Here is a 21,864-nt window from a genome sequence, read left to right on the forward strand (position 1 = left end):
GGATGTGCAGAACCTCACTGGATCCGTAGCGGCGTCGGTCACAGATCGGCCGTTGTCAACCGTCGGCGGGGTGGTCCGGCACCCATTGGTACGGGTGACGGGCGGCGCGGTCGACCAGCCCACACCGCCCGTCGCGGACCCACCAGAAGTGAGGTATGCCTAACCTAAGTGATTGATCGAGATGTCGTCAACACCGATGGTCGCCGGCGACACGGATGGTCAGCCGGCGGCGCCGCCGGTGATCTGCCAACTGGCCAGGTGCAGCGCCGGCGCATGCCACGAGGTGGCGTCCCAGGAGTCCGGCAGCCGGGTCAGCCGCGTACCCAGCCCGCGCACCGCCCCCGGGGCCAGCGCCTCCGGATAGGACTGGGTGAACCGCAGGTTCGCCACCGCCGCGACGATCTCGCCCGACTCGACCAGCCACACCCCGTTACGGGTCAGCCCGGTCACCACCAGACTGCGTGGATCGAGCACCCGGGTGTACCAGAGATCGGTGATCAGCAGGCCGTGCTCCATCCCGCCGAGCAGCGCCGCGCTGCCGTCCGCCGCCGGACCCACGTCCGCCGCCGGACCCACGTCCGCCGTACCGGCACCGGCCGCCGAGGCACCGGCCGCCGTACCATCGCCGGCCGGACCCTGATCGGCCTGGTCGGCCGGGACCAGCCGCAGGTGCTGGGCCGCCGGCCCCCACACCACGCTGCCCGGCACCGCGTGCCCGGTCGAGGCCATCCCGGCCGCCGCCCCGGTCCGCCGATCGTGGGTGAGCGCCACCGACCGGCCAGCGTCGACCAGCACCGTACGGCCGGTCGGCGTGCCCTCGGCGTCGAACGGCACCCCGCCGCCGACCGCCGGATCGTCGACCAGTGAGATCGCCGGATCGAACTGCCGCTCGCCGAGGGCGACGAACGACCGCCGCTCGTGGTGCGCCTTACCGGCGAAACCGTAGTGGGCCAGCATCTGCAGCAGATCCAGCACCGCCGTCGGTTCGAGCACCACCGGGTAGCGGCCCGCCGGCAGGTCGACCGGGTGCCGACCGGCTCGGGCCTTGACCGCCGCCCGCGCCCCGAGCCGCGCCCCGTCGACGTCGGCCAGCCGGGCCGCCGCCAACCGGGCCACCCCGTCGACCCCGTCGACCCGGGCGATGCCGTCCATCGCCGCCTCCGCCGTGCGACCCCCGGCGGTCTGCCCGGCGCTGTTGGCGAACCCGGTCGACCGGTGCACGGTACGGCAGTAGCCGGCGCACTCCAGGCCGTCGGCCGCGGCGACGAAGTCGCGCACCCGGGCGGCCCGCTGGTCCGGCCCGGCCTGGGCGGTCGCCTCGTCCCAGGTGCCGGCGGCGTGCAGCGGTGCCGGCCCGGCCAGTCCCGGCCAGGACGGATCCGGCGGGCACAGCCGCGCGGCGGTCAGGGTGCGCTCGACCAGGTCGGCCAGCCCGTCCGGACCGGTCAACGTCGTCGAGCCGATCGCGGTCCGACCGTCGAGGTGCAGCCGCAGCCACACCGTGGTCGCCGCCTCGGCCACGTTCTGATGGATGAACGAGTTGGCGAACCGGGTCAGCGCCAGCGCCCGGTGGTCGACGTACGCCTCCGCCTGCGCGCCCGGCCCGGCGGCCCGGCGGACCAGCTCCACCACCCGGACCGCCAGTTCGGTCTCGGCCGGCGACAGCGCCACCCCGGTCGTCCCCGCGTCCAGACTCATCCGCGCACCCCCACCCGGACGCCGGTGAACCGGGCCGGCGCCGCCGGATGCCCGGTGTGCCCGACCTGGCCGGGCTGGCCCTTGCCACAGTTCGGCGTTCCCCACGCGACGCTCTCCGACGACAGCATGTCCATCGACCGCCAGAACACCGGGCCGATCCCGGTGTACGTCGGATTGCGCAGCATCCGCCCCAACTTTCCGTTCTTGATCTCCCAGCCGACCTCGCAGCCGAACTGGAAGTTCAGCCGCTTGTCGTCGATCGACCAGGACCGGTTGAAGTCCATCAGCACCCCGTCGTCGGTCGCCGCGATCATCTCGTCCAGGGTGTGCGGCCCAGGTTCCAGACCGACGTTGGTCATCCGCACCATCGGCAGCCGCGACCAGCCGTCGGCCCGCACACTGCCGCCGTGGTCGAGCCCGGCGACCGCCGCCGAGTCCCGCCCGGCCAGTACGCCGACCCACCGGCCCTCGCGCACCGCGTCCCGCTTGACCGCCGGGCTGCCCTCGTCGTCGAACCCGAAGCTGCCCAACGCCCCCGGGATCGTGGGGTCGATGGTGACGTTCATCAGCTCGGAGCCGTACCGCAGGCTGCCCAGCTGGGCCAGGTCCAGCCAGGACGTCCCGGCGAAGGCCGCCTCCCAGCCCAGGATCCGGTCCAGCTCGATGGCGTGTCCGACCGACTCGTGGATCTGCAGCGCCATCTGTTCCCCGCCGAGGATCAGCGTGGTCTCCCCGGCCGGGCACGGCGGCGCGGTCAGCAGTGCCCGTGCCTCCTGGGCGATCCGGGCGGCATGCGCCGGCAGGTCCAGGCTGTCGACCAGCTCCCAGCCGCTGGTGCCGTACTGGCCCCGGTACGACGGGTAGGACCGGCGCTGGGTCTCGCCGTCGCCGATCACGGTCGCCGACAGCCCGGCTCCGCACTCGCGGATCCGCTGGTCGATCCGGTGGCCCTCGCTGGAGACGAACCATTTGTCGGTGTCCCAGATCTGGTACAGCCCTTCGGCCAGGTCCGCGCCGTGCTCCCGCATCGTCGCGGTGGCCGACACCAGCAGGTCACCCTTGTCCGACAACGGCACCGTGAGCGGGTCGACCAGGCACGGGCTGGCCCAGCTGGCGGCACCGGCACCGACCGGCACCAGGTCGATCGGCGGCCCCGGGACCTGGGCGCTGGCGGCGGCGATCTTCGCGGCCCGGCCGCCGGCCGCGCGGGCGGCGGCCGACGACGGATCCGGTACGGCGTAGAAGCCCCAGCTGGATCCGACCAGTGCCCGCACACCGAGCCCGGCGTCGCTGTGCTGGACCAGCGCCTCGATCTCGCCGTTGCGGGCGGTCATCGACTCGTACCGGCGGTGCATCAGCCGGGCGTCGGCGTACCGGGCGCCCGCGTCGAGGGCGGCCTGCACGGCCGCCGTCGCCACGTCGAAGTGGGTCATCCGTCGACCCTATTCGACATCGGCTCAGCCGATCGATCCCAACGCCCGATGGAAAAACTCCCGTTCGGCGCGGCGCACCGCCGCCGAGTCCGGGTCGGTGCCGGCGGCCACCGGCAGCACCGCGTGCGGCCGGCCGGTGGCCAGCAGCGCGGCCGACAACCGCAGGGTGTGCGCCACCGGGACATCGTCGTCGAGCGGGTGCACCAGCAGCAGCGGGCGTGGTTCGTCGCCGCCGACCAGCGGCTCGGCCGCGACCGCGACCAGACTGTGGTGCGGATAGATCTCCCCGTCGGCCTCCGGTACACCCAGGTAGCGTTCGGCGTACCCGGCGCGCAGCAGGGCCCAGTCGGCGATCGGCGCGCGGGCCACCGCCGCCCGGAAGATGTCCGGCCGGCGCAGCACGGCCAGCCCCGCCAGCCAGCCGCCGAACCCGGTGCCCCGCACCACCACCTGCTCCAGGTCCAGGTCGGGGTGCTTGTCGGCGAGCGCGGTCAGCGCGTCGACCTGGTCGGCGAGCAGCACGTCGGCGAGCCGGCGGTGCACCACCTTCTCGAAACTCGGGGCGACTCCGGGCGTACCGCGGCCGTCGACGGCGACCACCGCGAACCCGGCGTCGGCCCACCACTGCCGGCCCAGCCAGTCGGCCCGCCGGGCCCGGACCTGCTGGCGGCCCGGCCCACCGTCGAGGTCGAGCAGCACCGGCAGCCGCCGGCCGTCGACGTGGCTCTGCGGGTACAGCACGCCGGCGGGCAGTCGTCGGTCGGTGACCCGCTGCAGCGCCGGCCGGGGCGCGGTCGGGCCGAGCGCGGCCAGGCTGCGCAGTACGCCGATCTCGGTGTCGCCGCGCCAGATCGTCCACCGGGTGCCGTGCTGGTCCAGGGCGGCCGAGCCGACGGCGAGCACGTCGCCGCCGACCGCGCCGACGTGCCAGCCGCCGGCGGTGGTGACCCGGGCGGCGTCCAACCCGCCGGAGGAGGCCGCCGTGCGGACCCGGTAGAGGTGCTGCTCGCTGGGCTCCCCGTCGCTGGCCTCGATCAGCAGGTCCGGGCTGGCCTGCCGGCCGGGCAGCCGACCCACCACCCGGCGTACGTACAGCGCGGCCGGGGTGAGCAGGGTGCCGTCGGCGAACAGGCAGCGGGCGTCGTAGCCGTCGTGGGCGAGTTCGCCGCCGACCAGCACCCGCCCGTCGGGCAGGTAGCAGGGGGTGCCGGGGATCGGCTCGACCCAGCGCGGATCGGCGAGTTCGGCGTGCACCTGGGTCTCGCCGGTGCGGGGGTCGATCGACAGCACCAGCCCGTGCTGCTGCATCCGGCGCAGCACGGTGATCAGCGGGCCGCCGTCGGACCAGTCGACCGACACCAGGTACGGGTAGGTCTCCCGGTCCCAGTGCACGTCGACCCAGCCGCCGTCGAGGTCGAGCAGATGCAGGGTCACCTCGGCGATCGGCCCACCGCACAGCGGGTACGGCGCGGTGCGGCCGGGCTGCTGCGGCTGTGCCGGGTCGGCGTACCGCCAGCGGGGTAGCCGGGTCCGGTCGACCCGGGCGGTGAGGATGGTCTGCCCGTCCGCCGACCACCAGTAGCCACGGTCACGGCCGAAGTCGGCGGAACCCGGGTCGGGCAGGGCCCAGGTGATGTCGCCGGACTCGCCGGCGAGCAGCGTGTCCCGGCCGTCGGGATGGATGACCCGCAGTTTGCCGGGGGCGGTCGTCTGCGGCCGGGTGGCGGCGTCGGGGGCGTCGCTGTCCGACACGTAGGCGATCCGTTCGCCGGTCGGGTCGGGGCGGGCGTCGACGGCGGTGCCCACCACCGGCACCTCGACGACGTCGCCGGCGACCAGGTCCGCCCGCCACAGCCGGCCGGCGAGGGCGAACACGGCGATCCGGGCGGCCGGGTCGGTGACGTAGCGGTCGATGGTGGCGCCGCGCTGCCCGGACAGCACCGTCGGGTCGGCGATCCGGCGTTCCTCCGCGCTGTCGGTGTCCAGTACCCAGAGGCTGTCGGCCTCGTCGTGCGGCCCGGTGGAACGGAGGAACACGACGCGGGCGCCGTCGGCGCCGACGGTCACCGCCCGGGGCGCGCCACGGGCGGAATCACCGGTACGGACGGTCGATTGCGCAATTTCCACTCCCGGATCGTAGAACCGGCTGTTCAGCCATGAGACCGGTAATTCGCGCAGGTGCCCGTCCGGCGTAAAGTTCCCCGAGTGACCAACCTTGCCGCCGCCCATCGGCTTCTGCTGGTGCACGCCCATCCCGACGACGAGACGATCGGCACCGGTGCCACGATGGCCCGGTACGCCGCCGCCGGTGCCCACGTCACGCTGGTGACCTGCACCCTTGGCGAGGAAGGTGAGATCCACGTACCCGAGTTCGCCGGCCTGGCCGCCGGTGCCGCCGACCAGCTCGGCGGCCTGCGGATCGCCGAGCTGGCCGCCGCCTGCGCCGCGCTGGGCGTGACCGACCACCGGTTCCTCGGGGGGGCGGGCCGCTACCGCGACTCCGGGATGATGGGGTTGGCGACCAACGACCACCCGCGCGCGTTCTGGCAGGCCGACCTCGACGAAGCAGCCGGGTACCTGCTGGCGGTGCTGCGTGAGGTCCGCCCCCAGGTGGTGGTCACCTACGACGACAACGGCTTCTACGGCCACCCGGACCACATCCAGGCGCACCGGGTCACGATGCGGGCGGCCGAGCTGGCCGCGGCCGAGGGCATCGGTCCCGACAAGATCTACTTCACGGCCATGCCGAAGAGTGTGCTGGCGGCCGGAATCGACGCGTTCCGGGGCGCGGCGAACAATCCGTTCGCCGGCGTGGAGCAGGTCGACGACCTGCCGTTCGGCACCCCCGATCCGGAGATCGCCGCCCGCGTCGACGGCACCGACCACTACCCGGCGAAGCTGGCCGCGATGCGGGCGCACGCCACCCAGATCCCGGCCGACTCGTGGCTGTACGCGCTGGCCGGCAACATCGGCGGCGAGTTCATGGGCATGGAGTACTTCACCCTCGCCCACGGCGAACGCGGTCCCGGTGAGGGGCCGTACGGCTGGGAGAGCGACCTGTTCGCCGGGCTGCCGGTCGCCGAGGTGCCGCAGCGGTGACCTGGCCCGGTGGGTCCGGTCCGATGTCCGCGACGCAGGAGCAGCCGGTGCCGGCGGCCGCGCCGTCGGTGCCGGGCCGGCTGCACCGCCTGGCAGATCTGACGGTACGGGCCGTCGGCGGTGCCGTCGCGGTGGTCGCGGCGGTGCTCACCGCGGTGTTGGAGCTGCAGTTCGCCACGGTCCGTCTCGGCGGTCACCTGGTCGGCCTGTCGGTGCTGCTGGCGGTGGTCGGCAACGTGCTGGTCAGCTGGTTCGCCATCCGGGCGGTGGGGGCCCGGTGGGCGGTGGCGGTACCGGCGGCCGCCTGGTTCGCGGTGATGGTGCTCGCCGCCGGCGGCACCACCGAGGGGGACATCCTGCTGGCCGGGGACAACTGGGTGGGCTTCGCGACGATCTTCGCCGGGGCCATCGCGTACGCGGTGATCGCCTTTCGGGCGATCCTGTCGCCACGTCCGGCACCCGGCCCGGACGAGCGGAGCTGACGCGCAACCGTCGCGGCTTCTACTATTTCCGGTATCCGGGAGAGCGTTCCCGGGTCCGCATCCGGGAGGTGGAGATGAGGCAGCGGTGGCTGCCGGTCGGGATCCTGGCCGGCGGGTTGTTCGCGATCAACGTGGTGGCCCGGCTGGTCGCCCGGTTCGCGTTCGGCACCGACACCGAGGCGCAGGACCGGCTGACGTTGGCGATGTTCGTGGTGATCGGGCTCGTGCTCGGCACGGTCGCGTTCGTCTGGGGCCGGCGTTGGCCGCTGGAGCGCTGGGGCGGCGACCTGGCGCTGGCGGTGCTGATCGCCCTGCTGCTGACCGTCCTGGTCGGCCCGTTCGTCAGCGGCGGGCATCCGTTCGCCAACGGCGCCGGTGCCTTCTTCTCCCAGGTGTGGCTCTACGGCGGGTGCTCCGCTGCTGGCGCGTTGCTCGGCTACCTGGTGCTGATCACGCTCGGCCTGGATCATCGGTCGCAGTCGCTGCAGCGCTACGCCGAGACGAAGCTCAGCAAGCCTCGCCGGGTGGTGCGTCGCTGACCTGGCACCACGGCACGTACACGTGGTGGGTGGTGAAGCCCAGCCGGGTGTAGAGCGCCGTCGCCGGGTTGCGCTGCTCGACCTGGAGGAAGGCGCGTCGTGCGCCCATGTCGTCGTGTGCCCAGTCGGCGATCGTGCCCAGCAGATGGCGGGCCAGGCCACGGCGCCGGGCGGCCGGGGCCACCTCCAGCAGTGACACGCCGCACCAGTGGCGGTCGGCGCTGACCGTGGCCCGGGCGACGGCGATCAGGGTGCCGGCGTCGTGGATCTGCGCGAACCGCACGTGTGGCGCGCCGGTGAGCAGTTGGTGGGCGGCGGCCGGCAGCGACTCCCCGGCGGACTTGCGGGCCGCCACGACGCGCAGCCAGTCCGCGGCCGGTTCGTGCGCCAGCCGTACCGGTGGCAGGTCGACGCGGGCGGCCGGGGCACCGTCGACCGTCGCGTCGACCGTCGTGTCGGCGTCGGCGCGGGCGCGGGCGCGCAGGTCGGCCAGGTCGGCGGTCTGGACCAGCACCAGCGGTCGGGCCTGCCAGCCCCGGTCGGCGAGCACGGCGGCCACGTCGGCGGCGGTCGGCAACGGTACGTTGAACTGCGCCGGCAGGTCACGGTCGGCGTACCAGTCGGTCACCGCGTCGACCGCCTCGGCCAGCGGTCGGCCGGGGTCACCCAGCGGCAGTGCGGTGTTGGCTCGACCGGTCCAGCCGTCGGCGGCCCGCAGCAGCCAGTCGCCGAGCCGCTGCTGCACCGGTGCCGGCCAGGACTCGTTGGCCGCCGCCTCCAGCCGGTGGACGTCGGCCGGGTCGGCCATCGCCCCGGCCGTGGTACCGGCCCGGAGCCGGGCGGTTGCGGCCGCTGGCGGTGGCACCCGTTTCGCCCGGTGCACCCGGGCGAGCGGGACCTGCCGGGGCCCGTGCCGGGTGAGCACCGTGAGTTCGGTCCCGGTCAGCTCGACCAGCAGGCCGAGCAGGTCGGTGTAGCGCGGCCGGTCCGCACCGGTACCGGTGTTCGTGCGGACTACCACGCGGCGTCCCACATCTTGTCTCCGGAGCACGATCGACCCCCTCCCCGGCGAGATACTAGGCTCGTTACGGCCGCGGGCGATCGCGGCATGTCGTGCGGGAAGGAAGGCCAGTGACATACATCATCGCCGAGCCGTGCGTCGATGTGCTCGACAAGGCGTGCATCGAGGAATGCCCGGTCGACTGCATCTACGAGGGCAACCGGATGCTCTACATCCACCCCGATGAGTGCGTCGACTGCGGTGCCTGCGAGCCGGTCTGCCCGGTGGAAGCCATCTTCTACGAGGACGACGTGCCGGAGCAGTGGAAGGACTACACCACAGCGAACTACGAGTTCTTCGAGGATCTCGGTTCGCCCGGTGGCGCCTCCAAGGTCGGCAAGATCGAGAAGGACACTCCGTTCGTCGCGGGGCAGCCGCCGCGCGGGGAGGGGCACTGACCGCGACGCCGGCGGAGCTCGTGGCCGGGCGGCGGGCCGTGACCGGTGGCGGATCCCTCGCCGCCGGTCTGCCGGACTTTCCCTGGGACCGGCTGGAGCCGGTCAAGGCCCGTGCCGCCGCCCACCCGGACGGCATCGTCGACCTGTCTGTCGGCACTCCGGTCGACCCGGTGCCGGCCATCGTCCAGGCGGCGTTGCAGGTCACCACCGACACTCCCGGCTACCCCCTGACGGCGGGTAGTCCGCCGCTGCGCGCGGCGATCCGTGACTGGTGCGTCCGGGAGTGCGGCGCGTCCCCCGACGGGCTCGGGGTGCTGCCGACGATCGGCTCCAAGGAGCTGGTCGCCTGGCTGCCGACGCTGCTCGGGCTCGGCCCCGGTGACGTCGTGGTGGTGCCGTCGGTCTGCTACCCGACCTACGAGGTCGGGGCACGGCTGGCCGGTGCCGAGGTGGTGCGGACCGATTCGCTCACCGCCCTCGGGCCGGTCAGCCGGGTGGGTCTGGTCTGGGTCAACTCGCCCGGCAACCCGACCGGGCAGGTGCTGCCCGCCGGCCATCTGCGCAAGGTCGTCGACTGGGCGCGCGAGCGCGGCGCGGTGGTCGCCAGCGACGAGTGCTACCACGCGCTTGGCTGGGAGGCCGAGCCGGTCTCGGTGCTGTGCGACGAGGTCTGCGGCGGGGACCTGACCGGTCTGCTCGCCGTGCACTCCCTGTCCAAACGCAGCAACCTGGCCGGGTACCGGGCCGGCTTCGTCGCCGGCGATCCGGCCCTGGTCGCCGAGCTGCTCGCGGTCCGCAAGCACGCCGGGATGATCGTGCCGGCGCCGGTGCAGGCGGCGATGATCGCCGCCCTGACCGACGAGACCCACGTGGCCGACCAGCTCCAGCGGTACGCGGCCCGCCGGGAACTGCTCCGTACGGCACTGACCGGGGCCGGCTTCACCGTGACCCACTCGACCGCCGGCCTGTACCTGTGGATCACCCGGGGTGAGGACAGCTGGGCGACGGTCGACTGGTTCGCCGACCGGGGCATCCTGGCCGCACCCGGTGCCTTCTACGGGCCGGCGGGGGAGCGGCACGTCCGGGTCGCGTTGACAGCCACCGACGAGCGGGTGGCCGCCGCCGTGGCGCGGCTCGGCTAGGCTGGCGTGATGGCGGGCGCTCCGGTGGTGGCGGTACGCGGCGAAGTGGTCCGTGAGGTCGCCCCCGAGCTCGCCCGGTTCGCGGTGACGGCCTCCGCGCGGGGCCGGGACCGGCCGGGCACCCTGGCCCGACTCGCCGAGCGGGGCGACGCGGTGCGTGCCCTGATCGACGGGTACGGTCCGGCGATCGAGCGTCGCGAGTCCGGTGCCCTGCAGGTACGTCCGGAGTGGAAACGCTCCGGTGAGCGGGTGGCCGCCTACCACGCCAGCGTGACCACCACCGTCACCGTGGTCGACTTCACCATCCTCGGTGAGCTGATGCTGCGCCTGGCCGATCAGGACCAGGTGCAGGTCAGTGGTCCCTGGTGGGCGCTGCGGCCGACCAGCCCGGTGCACGGCCAGGCGCGTCGGGCGGCGATCGACGAGGCGATCGCCCGGGCCCGCGACTACGCCGAGGCCCTCGGCGCCGAGGTGACCGGGTTGGTGGAGCTGGCCGACCATGGGATGGCAGCACCGCAGCCGATGATGTTGCGCGCCGCCGGTCGGACGTTCGCCGCGACGGAGCTGGCCGCCGACGGTGTCCCGCACCTCGACCTCGACCCGCAGACGCAGACGGTGCACGCCGTCGTGGAGGCCCGGTTCACCATCTCCGCCCCGGCCGTACTGGACCGGGCCCGGTGACGGTCGCGCCCCCATGGCGCGAATGATCGGCCCAGGTGACGCCGTATTACCGGGCGGTCGCCGACGCAATCGGGAAATCGCATCCGGTTACCTGCGACTCATCGTTCGACGACCATTGACCGGCAGAAGTATGGCCAACTCCTTGTCGGACTGGTAAACCGAGCGGTGGATGTGTAGCCGCGTGCCAGATGTGCACCGGGCACCGGTGTGTCGATCGTCGTGCGGCGTTCGTCCGCGTCCGGCCAGAGGGGAGGCTCGTGTCGGTCCGGAATTCCACCGGCGCGTACGTCGGTGTGATGATCCTGTTGTCGGCGGGGATCTTCGCGGTCCCTGCCTGGCATCCGGTCCTCTGGCCGGTCCTCGGCGCGCTCAGCGCCGGTGGAATCGTCGTCGGCCTGCGGCGGCACCGGCCGAAGCGGGCTGCCGCCTGGTGGTGCCTGGCGGCCGCGGTGGTCGCCCTGGCCGCTGGCGACACGACGTACGCCCTGCGCCCCGGTGCGGTGGTCGCCGAGCTCTTTTACCTCGCGGTTTTCTTCCTCACCGCGGTGGGGTTGTTCCTGCTGACCCAGGGCAATCGGGAGATCGGTGACCGGGCCAGATTGCTCGACGTTCTCACATTTCTGTGCACTGCGGCGCTGCTCGCCTGGATCTTCATCGTCGGGCCGTACATCACCGCCGACGGTTTGAGCCCGGCCGAACGGTCGTTGCTCGCCGCGTACGCGCTCGGTGATCTGTTGGTCCTCGCGGTGACGATTCGGCTGCTGGCCACGAATCGCCGCACCCCGGCGCTGCTGCTGTTGCTGACCGGCGCGGCCGGGATGTTGGTCAGCGACATCCTGTACGGGCTGACCACCCTCGGCGGGCCGTGGCAGCCGGGCGGGCCGATCGAGTTGGGCTGGCTGCTGCTCTATCTGACCTGGGGAGCGGCCGGGCTGCAACCGTCGATGGCGCAGCTGTCCGAACCGGCCGAGCTGGAGCAGGGCAAGGTGAGTCGGCCATGGGCGGTGCTGCTCGTCCTGGCCACGATGATCGCGCCGGCGATCCTGCTCGTCGAGTCGCTGACCGGGCGGGTCCGCGACGGCGCGATGCTGGCCATCACCTCGGCGGTGGTCTTCGCGCTGGTGCTCAGCCGGTTCGGTGACGTGCTGGCGGCACACCGGCAGACAATGCGCCGTGAGCATGGGCTGCGCAACGCCTGTGCGGCGCTGGTCTCCGCCGCCGACGCGGCCGAGGTCGACCGGGCGGTCCGCGCCGGCCTGGCGCAGATCGTTCCGGAGGGCGTCGCCCACCGGCTGGTGCTGGTGGTCAATCGCGCAGGCGGGGTGCCGGCGCTGGCCACCAGCATCTGGGGGCCGTCGGTGCCGGCGACAGCGAGCGACGCGCTGCTGCCGCCGAGCGCGGCGGTCCGGCGGTCCCGGATGCTGCGCCGGTCGGCCCTCACCCCGGGGCTGGCCCGGCAACTCGGGTCGTTTCCGTTCGCGCTGCTCTGCCCGCTGGTGCTGCCGGAGCGCCGCCCGACGACACCGGCGACGACACCGGCGACGGTGTCCGCGCAGCGCGGGCGGCGGCCCGCCGGTGCCGACGACGTCGCGGGCCCGCGCGCCGGCGTGCTGCTGGTGGCGGCGGAGACGACGGTCCTCGGTACGCTGCGCGACAGCATCGAGGTGCTGGCGAGTCATGCCGCGACCGCGCTGGAACGGGTCCGGCTCAGCGACGAGATCAACCGGCGCGACGCCGAAGCGTACTTCCGCACCCTGGTGCTCAACAGCGCCGACATCATCCTGATCGTCGACGAGCAGGCCCGGATCCGGTACGCCAGCCCGGCGGTGAGTACGGTGCTCGGCCGTCCGGCACCGGACGGCGGACCGGTGACCGAGCTGGTGGACCCCGACGATCACGAGCGGGTGATCGAAGGGCTCGACCTGGTCCGGACCTCCGGCGACCCGCACGACTGGCAGGACTGGCGGTTGCGGCACGCCGACGGCAGCACCGTACAGGTCGAGGTGAGCTGCCGGGATCTGCGGTCGGACCGCACCGTACGCGGCCTGGTGCTGACGTTGCGCGACGTCACGGAGCGGCGGCGGCTGGAGCGGGAGCTGACCCACCGGGCGTTCCACGACTCGCTGACCGGGTTGGCGAACCGGGTGCTCTTCCACGACCGGGTGCAGCAGGCGGTGGCGCGGGCCCAGCGGGGCGGGCACACCGTCGGTGTCCTCTTCATCGATCTGGACGACTTCAAGGTCGTCAACGACACCCTCGGGCATCAGGCCGGCGACGAGTTGCTGGTCGCGGTGGCGAACCGGTTGGCGGCGACGCTCGGGTCGGCCGACACGGCGGCCCGGCTCGGCGGGGACGAGTTCGCCGCCCTCGTCGACGACGCGGCCGACGCGGCCGAGGTGGAGCAGGCCGCACAGCGGGTGGTGGCGGCCTTCGCCGAGCCGTTCCGGCTGGCCGGCCGCCTGGTCGGTGGCGCGGTCAGTGTGGGTGTCGCCACCACGGCGGACGCTGGCGGCACCGACGACCTGCTGCGCCACGCCGACCTCGCCCTGTACGTGGCCAAGGGGGCGGGCAAGGGCCGCTGGCGGCGCTACCAGCCGGCCCTGCACGTCAGCCTGGTCCGGCGGATGGAGCTGCGTACGACGTTGGAGCGGGCGGCACCGGAGACCGATTTCGTCGTCGAGTACCAGCCGATCGTGGAGCTGGCCACCGGCTGCGCGGTCGGCCTGGAGGCGTTGCTGCGGTGGCAGCACCCGACGCTGGGGCTGCTGCGCCCGGACCAGTTCATCGATGTGGCCGAGGAGACCGGCCTGATCGAGTCGATCGGGGACTGGGTGCTGCGTCGGGCGTTCGCGGCGGCCGCCCAGTGGCAGGTGGGTGCGGCGCCGGGGGACGCGCCGTACATCAGCGTCAACGTCTCGGCGCGACAGTTCCGGGTCACCGGGTTCGTCGGCACGGTACGCCGGTCGCTGACCGAGGCCGGACTGCCACCGGAGCAGGTGATGCTGGAGCTGACCGAGAGCCTGCTGCTGGGCAGTGAGGACGACATCTGGTCCGATCTGGCGCAGCTGCGCGAACTCGGGGTGCGGATGGCCATCGACGACTTCGGCACCGGCTTCTCGTCGTTGAGCTATCTGCGGCAGTTGCCGATCGACGTACTGAAGATCGACCGGTCGTTCACGGCGGAGATGGCCTTCTCCGCCCGCCAGCGGTCGCTGGTGGACGGGATCATCCGGCTGGCGCACAATCTCGAGCTCGCCGTGGTGGCCGAGGGCATCGAGACGGTGGCGGAGCGGAACCTGCTCGGCGATCTCGGCTGCGGCTTCGGGCAGGGCTATCTCTTCTCCCGGCCGTTGCCCGAGCCGGCGGCGGCGGCGTGGGTGGCCGGCGGCCGGCCGGTGGGCTCGGCCCGGCCCTGACCGGCCCTGACCTGCCCTGACCGGCCCGGGGTGGCCGGCCCGGCCCTGACCGGCCTGGGGTAGCTGGATGATCACTGCGTGTCAATATCGGTCCTTATTGTCCCGAGTTTTGGGGCATCGATATGGATACTGAGTATGTAATCCTGGGGCTTCGGATCACGACCCTGACGTCCACTCGACGTCTACCGGGGAGGTTCAGTTGCATCCAGTCAGGAGAACGACCGCCGCCGCCCTCGCCGCCGTCCTGGCGGCCGGCCTGATCGGCGTCGGCCGGGCCGCACCCGCCGCCGCCACACCGTCCACTCCGGCTGCCGGCGCGTCGTCGCCGCAGCCCGGCTCACCCGCCGCCGGCCCGTCGTCGTCACCCGGCGCCGGCCTCGCCGGAGCGCGGCCCGGCGCCACCACCGTCACGCTGATCACCGGTGACCGGATCACCGTGACCGACCGCGGGGCCGCCGTCGCACCGGCCCCCGGCCGCCGACACCTGCGCTTCCACACCTACCAGCTCGCCGACGGCCGGTACGTCGTCCCGACCGACGCCCAACCGTTGATCCGCGCCGGGGTGCTCGACCGACGGCTGTTCAACGTCACCAACCTGATCACGTACGGCTATCACGACGCCGCCACCGACCGGCTGCCGCTGCTGGTCGAGTACGCCGGCCCGGCCACCGCCGCCGGTCGGGCCACCGGCCGGCTCGCCGGCACCCGGATCACCCGCGACCTGCCCGCCATCGGCGGGGCGGCCGTCAGCGCCGACAAGTCCGCCGCCGACGAGTTCTGGGCGGCGGTCACCGGGGCCGCCGCCGGGTCGCCGACCACCGCGTCCCGCTCGCTGGCCGCCGGATCCGGGGTCGCCCGGATCTGGCTCGACGGCAAGCGGCGGCTGCTGCTGGAGCGCAGCGTCGGCCAGATCGGTGCGCCGGCCGCCCACGACGCCGGGCTCACCGGTGCCGGGGTGACCGTGGCCGTGCTGGACAGCGGCGTCGACGCCGACCACCCCGACCTGGCCGGCCGGGTCGCCCACGCGGAGAACTTCACCGAGGACCCGGACCCGGCCGACGTCGTCGGCCACGGCACCCATGTGGCGTCGATCATCGCGGGCAGCGGTGCCGCCTCCGAGGGCGCCAACCGGGGCGTCGCCCCGGACGCCACGATCGTCTCCGGCAAGGTCTGCGAGTCCTACTGGTGCGCCGAGTCGGCGATGCTGGCCGGGATGCAGTGGGCCGCGGCCGACCAGCGCGCCACGGTGATCAACTTCAGCATCGGCGGCCAGGACACTCCGGAGATCGACCCGCTGGAGAAGGCGGTCGACACGCTGACCGCGCAGACCGGCGCGCTGTTCGTCATCGCCGCCGGCAACTCCGGCACCGACGCCAGCGTCGGCTCCCCGGGCAGCGCCGACGCGGCGCTGACCGTCGGCGCCGTGGACCGCGACGACGTCCTGGCCGACTTCTCCAGCAGGGGCCCGCGCATCGGCGACGACGCGGTCAAACCGGACGTCACCGCACCGGGCGTCGGCATCGTCGCCGCCCGTGCCGCCGGCACCACCCTCGACACCCCGGTCGACGCACACTACGTCGCCGCCTCCGGCACCTCGATGGCGACGCCGCACGTCACCGGCGCGGTCGCGCTGTTGGCCCAGCGTCGCCCCGGCTGGTCGGCGCAGCGGCTCAAGGCCGCGCTGACGGGCTCGGCGGCCCCGCAGCCCGGTACGGGTGCCTATCCGCAGGGGGCCGGCCGGGTCGACGTGGCCCGCGCGATCACTCAACGGGTCGTAGCCACCCCGGCGAGCGTCTCCTTCGGCCGTACCGTCTGGCCGCACCACGACGACGAGGCCGTCGCGAAGACGGTCACCTACCGCAACACCACCGGCACCGACATGACCCTGACGTTGGCCGTCGACGCCGTCGGACCAACCGGTACGCCGGCCCCTGCCGGCGTGTTCAGTGTGGGCGCGACCGAGGTGACCGTGCCGGCGCAGGGCACCGCCGAAGTCGTCGTCACCGCCGACACCAGCGTCGACGGGCCCGACGGCTACTACTCGGGCCACCTGGTCGCCACTGGCGCCGACGGGGTCCGCGTCGTCACCCCGTTCGGCGTCAACCGCGAGGTGGAAAGCTACGACCTGACCCTGGCCCACCTGGACCAGACCGGTGCGGCGACCGACGCCTACTGGACCCTCGCGATCGGTCTCGACCAGCCGTACGACGCGATGCCGTGGCGGGCCGACGGCTCCGGGTCGGTCACGGTCCGGCTGCCGGCCGGCCGGTACGGCCTGTCCAGCATGATCGAGCGCCGGATCGGCGAGGGCGACGACGTCGAACTCGAACTGGCCGTCCTGGTCCGGCCGAATCTGAAGATCACCTCCGATACGACGGTCACCTTCGACGGCCGGCGCGGCCAACCGGTACGGGTCACCGTGCCGGAGCCGACCGCCCGGCCGGCCCTGGTCGACGTCAGCTTTGCCTACTGGACCCGGAACAACGCCGGGGCCGGGGTCGGGTTGCTCTCCGACACCTTCGACGGGCTGACCGCCGGTCAGTTCGGGGCCCCGCCCCGGCGCGGTGAGTTCGCCGCCACCATCGCCAGCCAGTGGCTGCGACCGGACGGCGCGGACGGTTTCGTCGGCAGCCCGTACTTCTACGGCCTGACCGAGCACTTCGCCGACCAGTTGCCGACCGGGTTCACCCGGCACTACCGCCCGCGTGACCTGGCCACCGTGCGGCACCGGTTCCGGGGCGTCGCCCACGGGGACACGACCGACCGGACCGTCTTCGGCAGCCACGGTGACCGCGACCCCGGCGGATGGGCACTGGTCGCCCCGGTCGAGCTACCCGCCGTACGGGTGGAGCACTACAGCGTCGCCGACACGTTGACCTGGAACGGCTACCTGGAGTTCTCCCGGAAGGTGCCCGGCCAGCAGTGGGGGGAGGCCACCGCGATGCTGACCTCCATGCCGCAGCGGTACCCGCCGGGACGGCAGACCCAGGACACCTGGAACGTGGCGCCGTACGGGCCGGTGTTCGCCGACACGACGTACCCGGGAGGCTGGGTGCGCCGCGACGGTGACGTGATCGCCGTGGAGGTGCCGCTGTTCGGTGACGCCGACGGCCATCCAGGATCGGCGTTGACCGACAGCGGGCGGACCGCGCTGTACCGCGACGGCAAGCTGGTCGGGGAGAGCGAATACCCCGGGTACGGCTGGTTCGAGGTACCCCGGGCGGAGGCCGACTACCGGCTTGAGGTCGCCGCGACGCACGACGTCAGCGACTTCTCCACCTTGGTCAGCGGGGTCTGGACGTTCGCCTCCGGGCCGGTGACCCGGGGCCGGGCCGCCGCGTTGCCGGTGATGGCGGTGCGGTTCGCGCCGGCGGTGGACGCGGGCAACACCGCGCCGGCCGGGCGGGCGACGGAGATCCCGTTCACCATCGCCCACCAACCGGGCGTGGCCGGTATCGGGGTCCGTAAACCGGTGGTCGAGGTCTCCTACGACGGCGGCGACAGTTGGCTGCCGGCGCAGGTGCGGTCGGCCAAGGCCGGATGGACCGCGTCGGTGCACCACCCGGACGCCGACGGGTTCGTGTCGCTGCGGGCCTCGGTGACCGACCGGGACGGCAACACCGTGCAGCAGACGATCATCCAGGCGTACCGGATCGCGGTGCGCTGACCCGCTGCCCTACCGCCCGCCCGCTGCCCTAACCTCCGCCCGCCCTCCGCGATCTTGCACTTATCGATGGACAATTGCGACATAAGTTCTCGATAAGTGCAAGATCGCGAGGGGGGCCGAGGGTCAGTCGTTGGCGTGCAGGGCGGCGTTCAGGGTGATCCCGGCGCCGGTGCGCGGCCGCGCCTCCAACCCACCGGTCACCGAGTTGCGCCAGAACAGCAGCCCGTCGACCCCGGACAGCTCGCGGGCCTTGACCACCCGGCCGTCGGGCAGGGTGACCTTCGAGCCGGCGGTGACGTAGCAGCCGGCCTCGACCACGCAGTCGTCGCCGAGGGAGATGCCGATGCCCGCGTTCGCGCCGAGCAGGCTGCGTTCGCCGATACGGATCTTCTCGGTGCCGCCGCCGGAGAGGGTGCCCATGATCGAGGCGCCGGCGCCGATGTCGGAGCCGTCACCGACGACGACACCGGCGACGATCCGGCCCTCGACCATCGAGGTGCCCAGCGTGCCGGCGTTGAAGTTGCAGAACCCCTCGTGCATGACGGTGGTCCCGGCGGCCAGGTGGGCGCCGAGGCGGACCCGGTCGGCATCGGCGATACGCACCCCGGACGGCACCACGTAGTCGGTCATCCGGGGGAACTTGTCCACCCCGTACACGGCCAGGTGCCGCCCGGCGGCCCGCTCGATGATCCGCAGCTCGTCGACCCGGTCCGGCGGGCACGGCCCGGCGGAGGTCCAGGCCACGTTGGCCAGCTGGCCGAAGACGCCGTCCAGGTTGAGCTCGTTGGGCCGGACCAGCCGGTGCGACAGCAGGTGCAACCGCAGGTACGCGTCGGGAACGTCCTTGATCGGATCAGCCAGCGAGCCGATCTCGACGACCACGACCTCGGTACGCAGCCCCGGCAGTGCCCGTGGACCGACCACGCCGGCCGGCAGCTCGTCGGGTTCACCGGCCGGTGCCGGTGGGCGTTCCCCGAGGCCCAGCTGACGGGCCGGGAACCAGGTGTCCAGCACCTGGCCCTGCTCCGTACTGGTGGCCAGGCCGATGCCCCAGGCGGGCTGCGTCGAAACCGTCACCGAACTGTCGCCTTCCGATCGTGGTACGGGTCACCGCCGGCCGTGGTCCGGGTGCGCGGTCGATCCGGGCGAACCGAGCGGTCAGCGGACGGGCCGGCCCTGTCGAGACGGTACCGTGCCAGCCATGGACAACCCGCTGACCCCCGAGGTCCTGGCCGATCCGGTGACGCTGACCCGTGCGTTGGTCGACATCGAGTCGGTGTCGCGCAACGAGCAGCGGATCGCCGACTGCGTCGAGCAGGTGCTGGCCGGGGTGCCGTGGTTGACCACCCGACGGTACGGCAACACGGTGATGGCCCGTACCGAACTGGGCCGGGCGCAGCGGGTGGTGCTCGCCGGGCACCTGGACACGGTGCCGTTGGCGGACAACTTCCCGTCCCGGGTGGAAGGCGGGTCGATCTACGGCTGCGGTACCTCGGACATGAAGTCGGGGGTGGCGCACGCACTGCACCTGGCGGTCACCGTCGACGCCCCCCGGTACGACGTGACGTACCTGTTCTACGAGGCCGAGGAGATCGACTCCCGGTTCAACGGCCTGCGCCTGGTGGCGCAGGCACACCCGCAGTGGCTGGCCGCCGACTTCGCGGTGCTGCACGAGCCGACGTACGGCCTGGTCGAAGCCGGCTGCCAGGGCACGCTGCGGGCGATGGTGGTGACCACCGGTCGCCGGGCGCACTCGGCACGGTCCTGGCGTGGCGTCAACGCCATCCACGCCGCCGGGGAGGTGCTGCGTCGGCTGGGGGAGTACCGGGCCCGCGAGGTCACTATCGACGGCTGTCACTACCGGGAGGGGTTGAACGCGGTCCGGGTCGAGGGCGGGGTGGCCGGCAACGTCATTCCGGACCGGTGCGCGGTCGAGGTCAACTTCCGGTTCGCTCCCGACCGCGACGAGCAGCAGGCGCAGCAGCACGTCCGAGAGGTCTTCGACGGGTTCGCGGTGGAGATCGTCGACTGTGCCGGCGGCGCGCTGCCCGGACTGACCGCGGCCCCGGCCCGGGAGTTCCTCGAGGCGGTCGGTCAGCCGGCGGTGGCCAAGCTGGGCTGGACGGACGTGGCCCGGTTCGCCGCACTCGGCATCCCGGCGTTGAACTTCGGCCCGGGGGACCCCAACCTGGCCCACGCCCGGGACGAACGGGTGGAAATCGACAAGATTCGCGAGGGTGCCGCGACGCTCCACCGCTGGCTGGCCCCGGCGTGACCGCCGGGCCGGTGTCTGCTGGCTGGCCCCGGCGTGACCGCCGGGCCGGTGTCTGCTGGCTGGCCCCGACGTGACCGCCGGGGCCGACCAGTTCAGCGCAGTAGCAGCGACTCGGACTCGGTGACCGGGTCGGTCGCCGGCTCCACCGGGTCGGGCCGCCCCCCGGCAACCCGACGCTCGGCTACCACGGCCCGGATCCGACGGTGCATCTGACGGCGGACGCGGATCAGTTCGCTACGTGTCATCATTGTTGCTCCTCCCCCCGAAGGCACCTCGTGCGACGTCCTCCCCGCCGCACGGGCGTTCCCAGTATCTGCCAATGAAGACGTGAGCGCAGCCGATTTGGTTGCACCTCACGCCGAATTCGCGAGAAATCCGTCCGGTCCGCGACAGCTCCGTCGGTGGCGGCCGGACCGGTCCGCTCTGGACACGCGAGCGCCCGGACCGACGCTGTCGCGATATCGCCCACTACGGTTGGTCGGATGGACCATCGACTCAACGGCCCCACGGCAGGTGACGAATCGGTTGCGCCGTCGGACGAAACCCTTGCGGCACCGCCGGAATCCGGCCCTGAACGGCATCGGGGTGCGGTGACGCTGCGCCGGGAGGCGGTCCGGCGCGGCACCGCCGATCAGGGTCTTCTCGATTCCCGGGCCCGGGCCCAATGGCAGACCAAGGACTCCTGGCGGGCGTTGCGCATCCTGTCGGAGTTCGTCGAAGGGTTCGACACCCTGGCCGATCTGCCGCCGGCAGTCAGCGTATTCGGATCCGCCCGCAGCGGGCCGGACAGTCCGGAATGCCAGCTCGCCGAAGAACTGGGCGCGGCACTGGCCGCCGCCGGTTACGCGGTGATCACCGGCGGTGGTCCGGGCGTGATGGAAGCCGCGAACCGGGGAGCCACCGCCGCCGGCGGGGTCTCGGTCGGGCTCGGCATCGAGCTGCCCTTCGAACAGGGCATCAACGAATGGGTCGAGGTCGGCATCAACTTCCGCTATTTCTTCGCCCGCAAGACGATGTTCGTCAAGTACGCCCAGGCGTTCGTGGTGCTGCCCGGCGGGTTCGGCACGATGGACGAGTTGTTCGAGGCGCTGACCCTGGTGCAGACCGGCAAGGTGACCCGCTTCCCGGTCGTCCTGATGGGCACCGGGTACTGGGCCGGTCTGCTCGACTGGCTGCGTGACACCATGCAGGCGCAGGGGAAGATCGGCGCGGCCGACCTCGACCTGCTCTGCCTGACCGACGACGTGAACGAGGCGGTGCGGCACATCGTCGACGCCGACGCCGCGCTCGCCGCCGAGCAGGCGTCGCTGCGCGAGACTGCGTCGGCGCAGGCCGCCGCCGAACGGCAGGCCGACCATCGGGGACCGGCCGGTGATCACCGGCCGGCGGGATGAGGGGAGCACCGTGGCCGCGATCGGAGTCTTCTGCGCCTCGTCGCGCACGCTCGACCAGCGCTGGCTGGACCTGGCCGCCGAGACCGGGCGGGAGTTGGCCGCGCGCGGCCACAGCCTGGTCTCCGGCGGCGGCTGCGTCGGCATGATGGGGGCGCTGGCCGACGGCGCCCGGGCCGGCGGCGGCTACACCCTGGGGGTGATCCCGCAGACCCTGGTCGACCTGGAGGTGGCCGACACCCGGTCCGACGAACTGGTCGTCACTGACGGCATGGCCAGCCGTAAGACGCTGATGATCGAGAAGTCGGACGCGTTCGTCACCCTGCCCGGTGGCCTGGGCACCCTCGACGAGCTGTTCGAGGTCTGGACCACCGCCGTGCTGGGGCTGCACCGCAAGCCGGTCGTCCTGGTCGACCCGGACGGCTTCTACCAGGGCCTGCTGACCTGGCTGGCGGCGTTGGCCGACACCGCCTTCGTCGGGCGTACGGCGCTGGATCTGCTGATCGTCGTCGACTCGGTGCCGGCCGCGCTGGACGCCATCGAGTCCCGGCTGGATTGACCGGGCACCGGGTGGGCGCGCACC

At 73.0% G+C, this 21,864-nt stretch carries 17 protein-coding genes; 11 read left to right on the forward strand and 6 right to left on the reverse strand.

The features are described from left to right. Nucleotides 1–219: 219 nt before the first annotated feature. From O7623_RS26600 to O7623_RS26610, 3 genes are read right to left on the reverse strand one after another with little or no spacing between them, the layout of a single operon-like run. Nucleotides 220–1,698, reverse strand: a complete 1,479-nt coding sequence (locus tag O7623_RS26600; protein ID WP_282225685.1) for a metallopeptidase TldD-related protein — start codon at nucleotides 1,696–1,698, stop codon at nucleotides 220–222. Beyond that, nucleotides 1,695–3,131 (reverse strand): TldD/PmbA family protein, encoded by a 1,437-nt coding sequence (locus tag O7623_RS26605; protein WP_282225686.1) that lies wholly within the window; start codon nucleotides 3,129–3,131, stop codon nucleotides 1,695–1,697. The genes O7623_RS26600 and O7623_RS26605 overlap by 4 nt, the downstream gene beginning before the upstream one ends. Before the next feature lie 24 nt (nucleotides 3,132–3,155). Next, nucleotides 3,156–5,258, reverse strand: a complete 2,103-nt coding sequence (locus O7623_RS26610) for a prolyl oligopeptidase family serine peptidase (protein ID WP_282225687.1) — start codon at nucleotides 5,256–5,258, stop codon at nucleotides 3,156–3,158. 78 nt (nucleotides 5,259–5,336) lie between these two features. On the opposite strand from O7623_RS26610, the gene mshB reads away from it, so the two are divergent. From mshB to O7623_RS26625, 3 genes are all read left to right on the forward strand, one after another. After that, the gene (gene mshB / locus O7623_RS26615; protein ID WP_282225688.1) at nucleotides 5,337–6,230 is read left to right on the forward strand and encodes an N-acetyl-1-D-myo-inositol-2-amino-2-deoxy-alpha-D-glucopyranoside deacetylase; all 894 of its coding nucleotides are present in this window, start codon (nucleotides 5,337–5,339) and stop codon (nucleotides 6,228–6,230) included. A gap of 23 nt (nucleotides 6,231–6,253) precedes the next feature. After that, nucleotides 6,254–6,712: a hypothetical protein gene (locus O7623_RS26620; RefSeq protein ID WP_282225689.1), complete on the forward strand. Its 459-nt coding sequence runs from the start codon at nucleotides 6,254–6,256 to the stop codon at nucleotides 6,710–6,712. Nucleotides 6,713–6,786: 74 nt separating this feature from the next. Further along, nucleotides 6,787–7,251, forward strand: a complete 465-nt coding sequence (locus O7623_RS26625) for a hypothetical protein (RefSeq protein ID WP_282225690.1) — start codon at nucleotides 6,787–6,789, stop codon at nucleotides 7,249–7,251. Here the strand turns inward: O7623_RS26625 and O7623_RS26630 are convergent. Beyond that, nucleotides 7,220–8,302, reverse strand: a complete 1,083-nt coding sequence (locus tag O7623_RS26630; protein ID WP_282225691.1) for a GNAT family N-acetyltransferase — start codon at nucleotides 8,300–8,302, stop codon at nucleotides 7,220–7,222. The two genes, O7623_RS26625 and O7623_RS26630, sit on opposite strands and share 32 nt — an antisense overlap. 80 nt (nucleotides 8,303–8,382) lie before the next feature. On the opposite strand from O7623_RS26630, the gene fdxA reads away from it, so the two are divergent. The 5 genes from fdxA to O7623_RS26655 all read left to right on the forward strand — a co-directional run bounded on the left by fdxA (nucleotide 8,383) and on the right by O7623_RS26655 (nucleotide 17,615). Next, complete coding sequence (gene fdxA, locus O7623_RS26635; RefSeq protein WP_282225692.1) at nucleotides 8,383–8,709, forward strand: ferredoxin; 327 nt, start codon at nucleotides 8,383–8,385, stop codon at nucleotides 8,707–8,709. A gap of 38 nt (nucleotides 8,710–8,747) precedes the next feature. Next, complete coding sequence (dapC, locus tag O7623_RS26640; RefSeq protein ID WP_282225693.1) at nucleotides 8,748–9,851, forward strand: succinyldiaminopimelate transaminase; 1,104 nt, start codon at nucleotides 8,748–8,750, stop codon at nucleotides 9,849–9,851. A gap of 9 nt (nucleotides 9,852–9,860) precedes the next feature. Next, on the forward strand, nucleotides 9,861–10,532 hold the full coding sequence (locus O7623_RS26645) for an SIMPL domain-containing protein (protein WP_282225694.1): 672 nt from the start codon (nucleotides 9,861–9,863) through the stop codon (nucleotides 10,530–10,532). A gap of 257 nt (nucleotides 10,533–10,789) precedes the next feature. Then, on the forward strand, nucleotides 10,790–13,948 hold the full coding sequence (locus tag O7623_RS26650; protein WP_282225695.1) for an EAL domain-containing protein: 3,159 nt from the start codon (nucleotides 10,790–10,792) through the stop codon (nucleotides 13,946–13,948). A 199-nt stretch (nucleotides 13,949–14,147) separates the two neighbouring features. After that, on the forward strand, nucleotides 14,148–17,615 hold the full coding sequence (locus O7623_RS26655; protein WP_282225696.1) for a S8 family serine peptidase: 3,468 nt from the start codon (nucleotides 14,148–14,150) through the stop codon (nucleotides 17,613–17,615). Between the two features lie 123 nt (nucleotides 17,616–17,738). On the opposite strand, the gene dapD is transcribed toward O7623_RS26655, so the two are convergent. Then, a complete protein-coding gene (dapD, locus tag O7623_RS26660) occupies nucleotides 17,739–18,692 on the reverse strand; it encodes a 2,3,4,5-tetrahydropyridine-2,6-dicarboxylate N-succinyltransferase (RefSeq protein WP_282225697.1) in 954 nt (317 codons plus the stop codon). A 124-nt stretch (nucleotides 18,693–18,816) separates the two neighbouring features. Between dapD and dapE the strand changes: the two genes are divergently transcribed. Then, nucleotides 18,817–19,890: a succinyl-diaminopimelate desuccinylase gene (gene dapE, locus O7623_RS26665; RefSeq protein WP_282225698.1), complete on the forward strand. Its 1,074-nt coding sequence runs from the start codon at nucleotides 18,817–18,819 to the stop codon at nucleotides 19,888–19,890. A gap of 92 nt (nucleotides 19,891–19,982) precedes the next feature. Here the strand turns inward: dapE and O7623_RS26670 are convergent, their stop codons facing one another. After that, nucleotides 19,983–20,135, reverse strand: coding sequence for a hypothetical protein (locus tag O7623_RS26670; RefSeq protein ID WP_282225699.1), 153 nt, complete (start codon nucleotides 20,133–20,135; stop codon nucleotides 19,983–19,985). A 237-nt stretch (nucleotides 20,136–20,372) separates the two neighbouring features. Here O7623_RS26670 and O7623_RS26675 point away from each other — a divergent pair, with 237 nt between their 5' ends. Then, nucleotides 20,373–21,284, forward strand: a complete 912-nt coding sequence (locus O7623_RS26675) for a TIGR00730 family Rossman fold protein (protein WP_282225700.1) — start codon at nucleotides 20,373–20,375, stop codon at nucleotides 21,282–21,284. A gap of 10 nt (nucleotides 21,285–21,294) precedes the next feature. Then, entirely contained in the window at nucleotides 21,295–21,840 is a 546-nt protein-coding gene (locus tag O7623_RS26680; protein WP_282225701.1) for a TIGR00730 family Rossman fold protein, read from the forward strand. Nucleotides 21,841–21,864 lie beyond the last annotated feature (24 nt).

The sequence above is a fragment of the Solwaraspora sp. WMMD791 genome (assembly GCF_029581195.1).
In the GTDB taxonomy this organism is placed as follows: domain Bacteria; phylum Actinomycetota; class Actinomycetes; order Mycobacteriales; family Micromonosporaceae; genus Micromonospora_E.

What these genes read in the sequence shown, in the direction of transcription:
- O7623_RS26600 (WP_282225685.1), bottom strand. Translation starts at nt 1,698, where the DNA reads ATGAGTCTGGACGCGGGGACGACCGGGGTGGCGCTGTCGCCGGCCGAG.
- O7623_RS26605 (WP_282225686.1), bottom strand. Translation starts at nt 3,131, where the DNA reads ATGACCCACTTCGACGTGGCGACGGCGGCCGTGCAGGCCGCCCTCGAC.
- O7623_RS26620 (WP_282225689.1), top strand. Translation starts at nt 6,254, where the DNA reads ATGTCCGCGACGCAGGAGCAGCCGGTGCCGGCGGCCGCGCCGTCGGTG.
- O7623_RS26625 (WP_282225690.1), top strand. Translation starts at nt 6,787, where the DNA reads ATGAGGCAGCGGTGGCTGCCGGTCGGGATCCTGGCCGGCGGGTTGTTC.
- O7623_RS26645 (WP_282225694.1), top strand. Translation starts at nt 9,861, where the DNA reads ATGGCGGGCGCTCCGGTGGTGGCGGTACGCGGCGAAGTGGTCCGTGAG.
- dapE (WP_282225698.1), top strand. Translation starts at nt 18,817, where the DNA reads ATGGACAACCCGCTGACCCCCGAGGTCCTGGCCGATCCGGTGACGCTG.
- O7623_RS26670 (WP_282225699.1), bottom strand. Translation starts at nt 20,135, where the DNA reads ATGACACGTAGCGAACTGATCCGCGTCCGCCGTCAGATGCACCGTCGG.
- O7623_RS26675 (WP_282225700.1), top strand. Translation starts at nt 20,373, where the DNA reads ATGGACCATCGACTCAACGGCCCCACGGCAGGTGACGAATCGGTTGCG.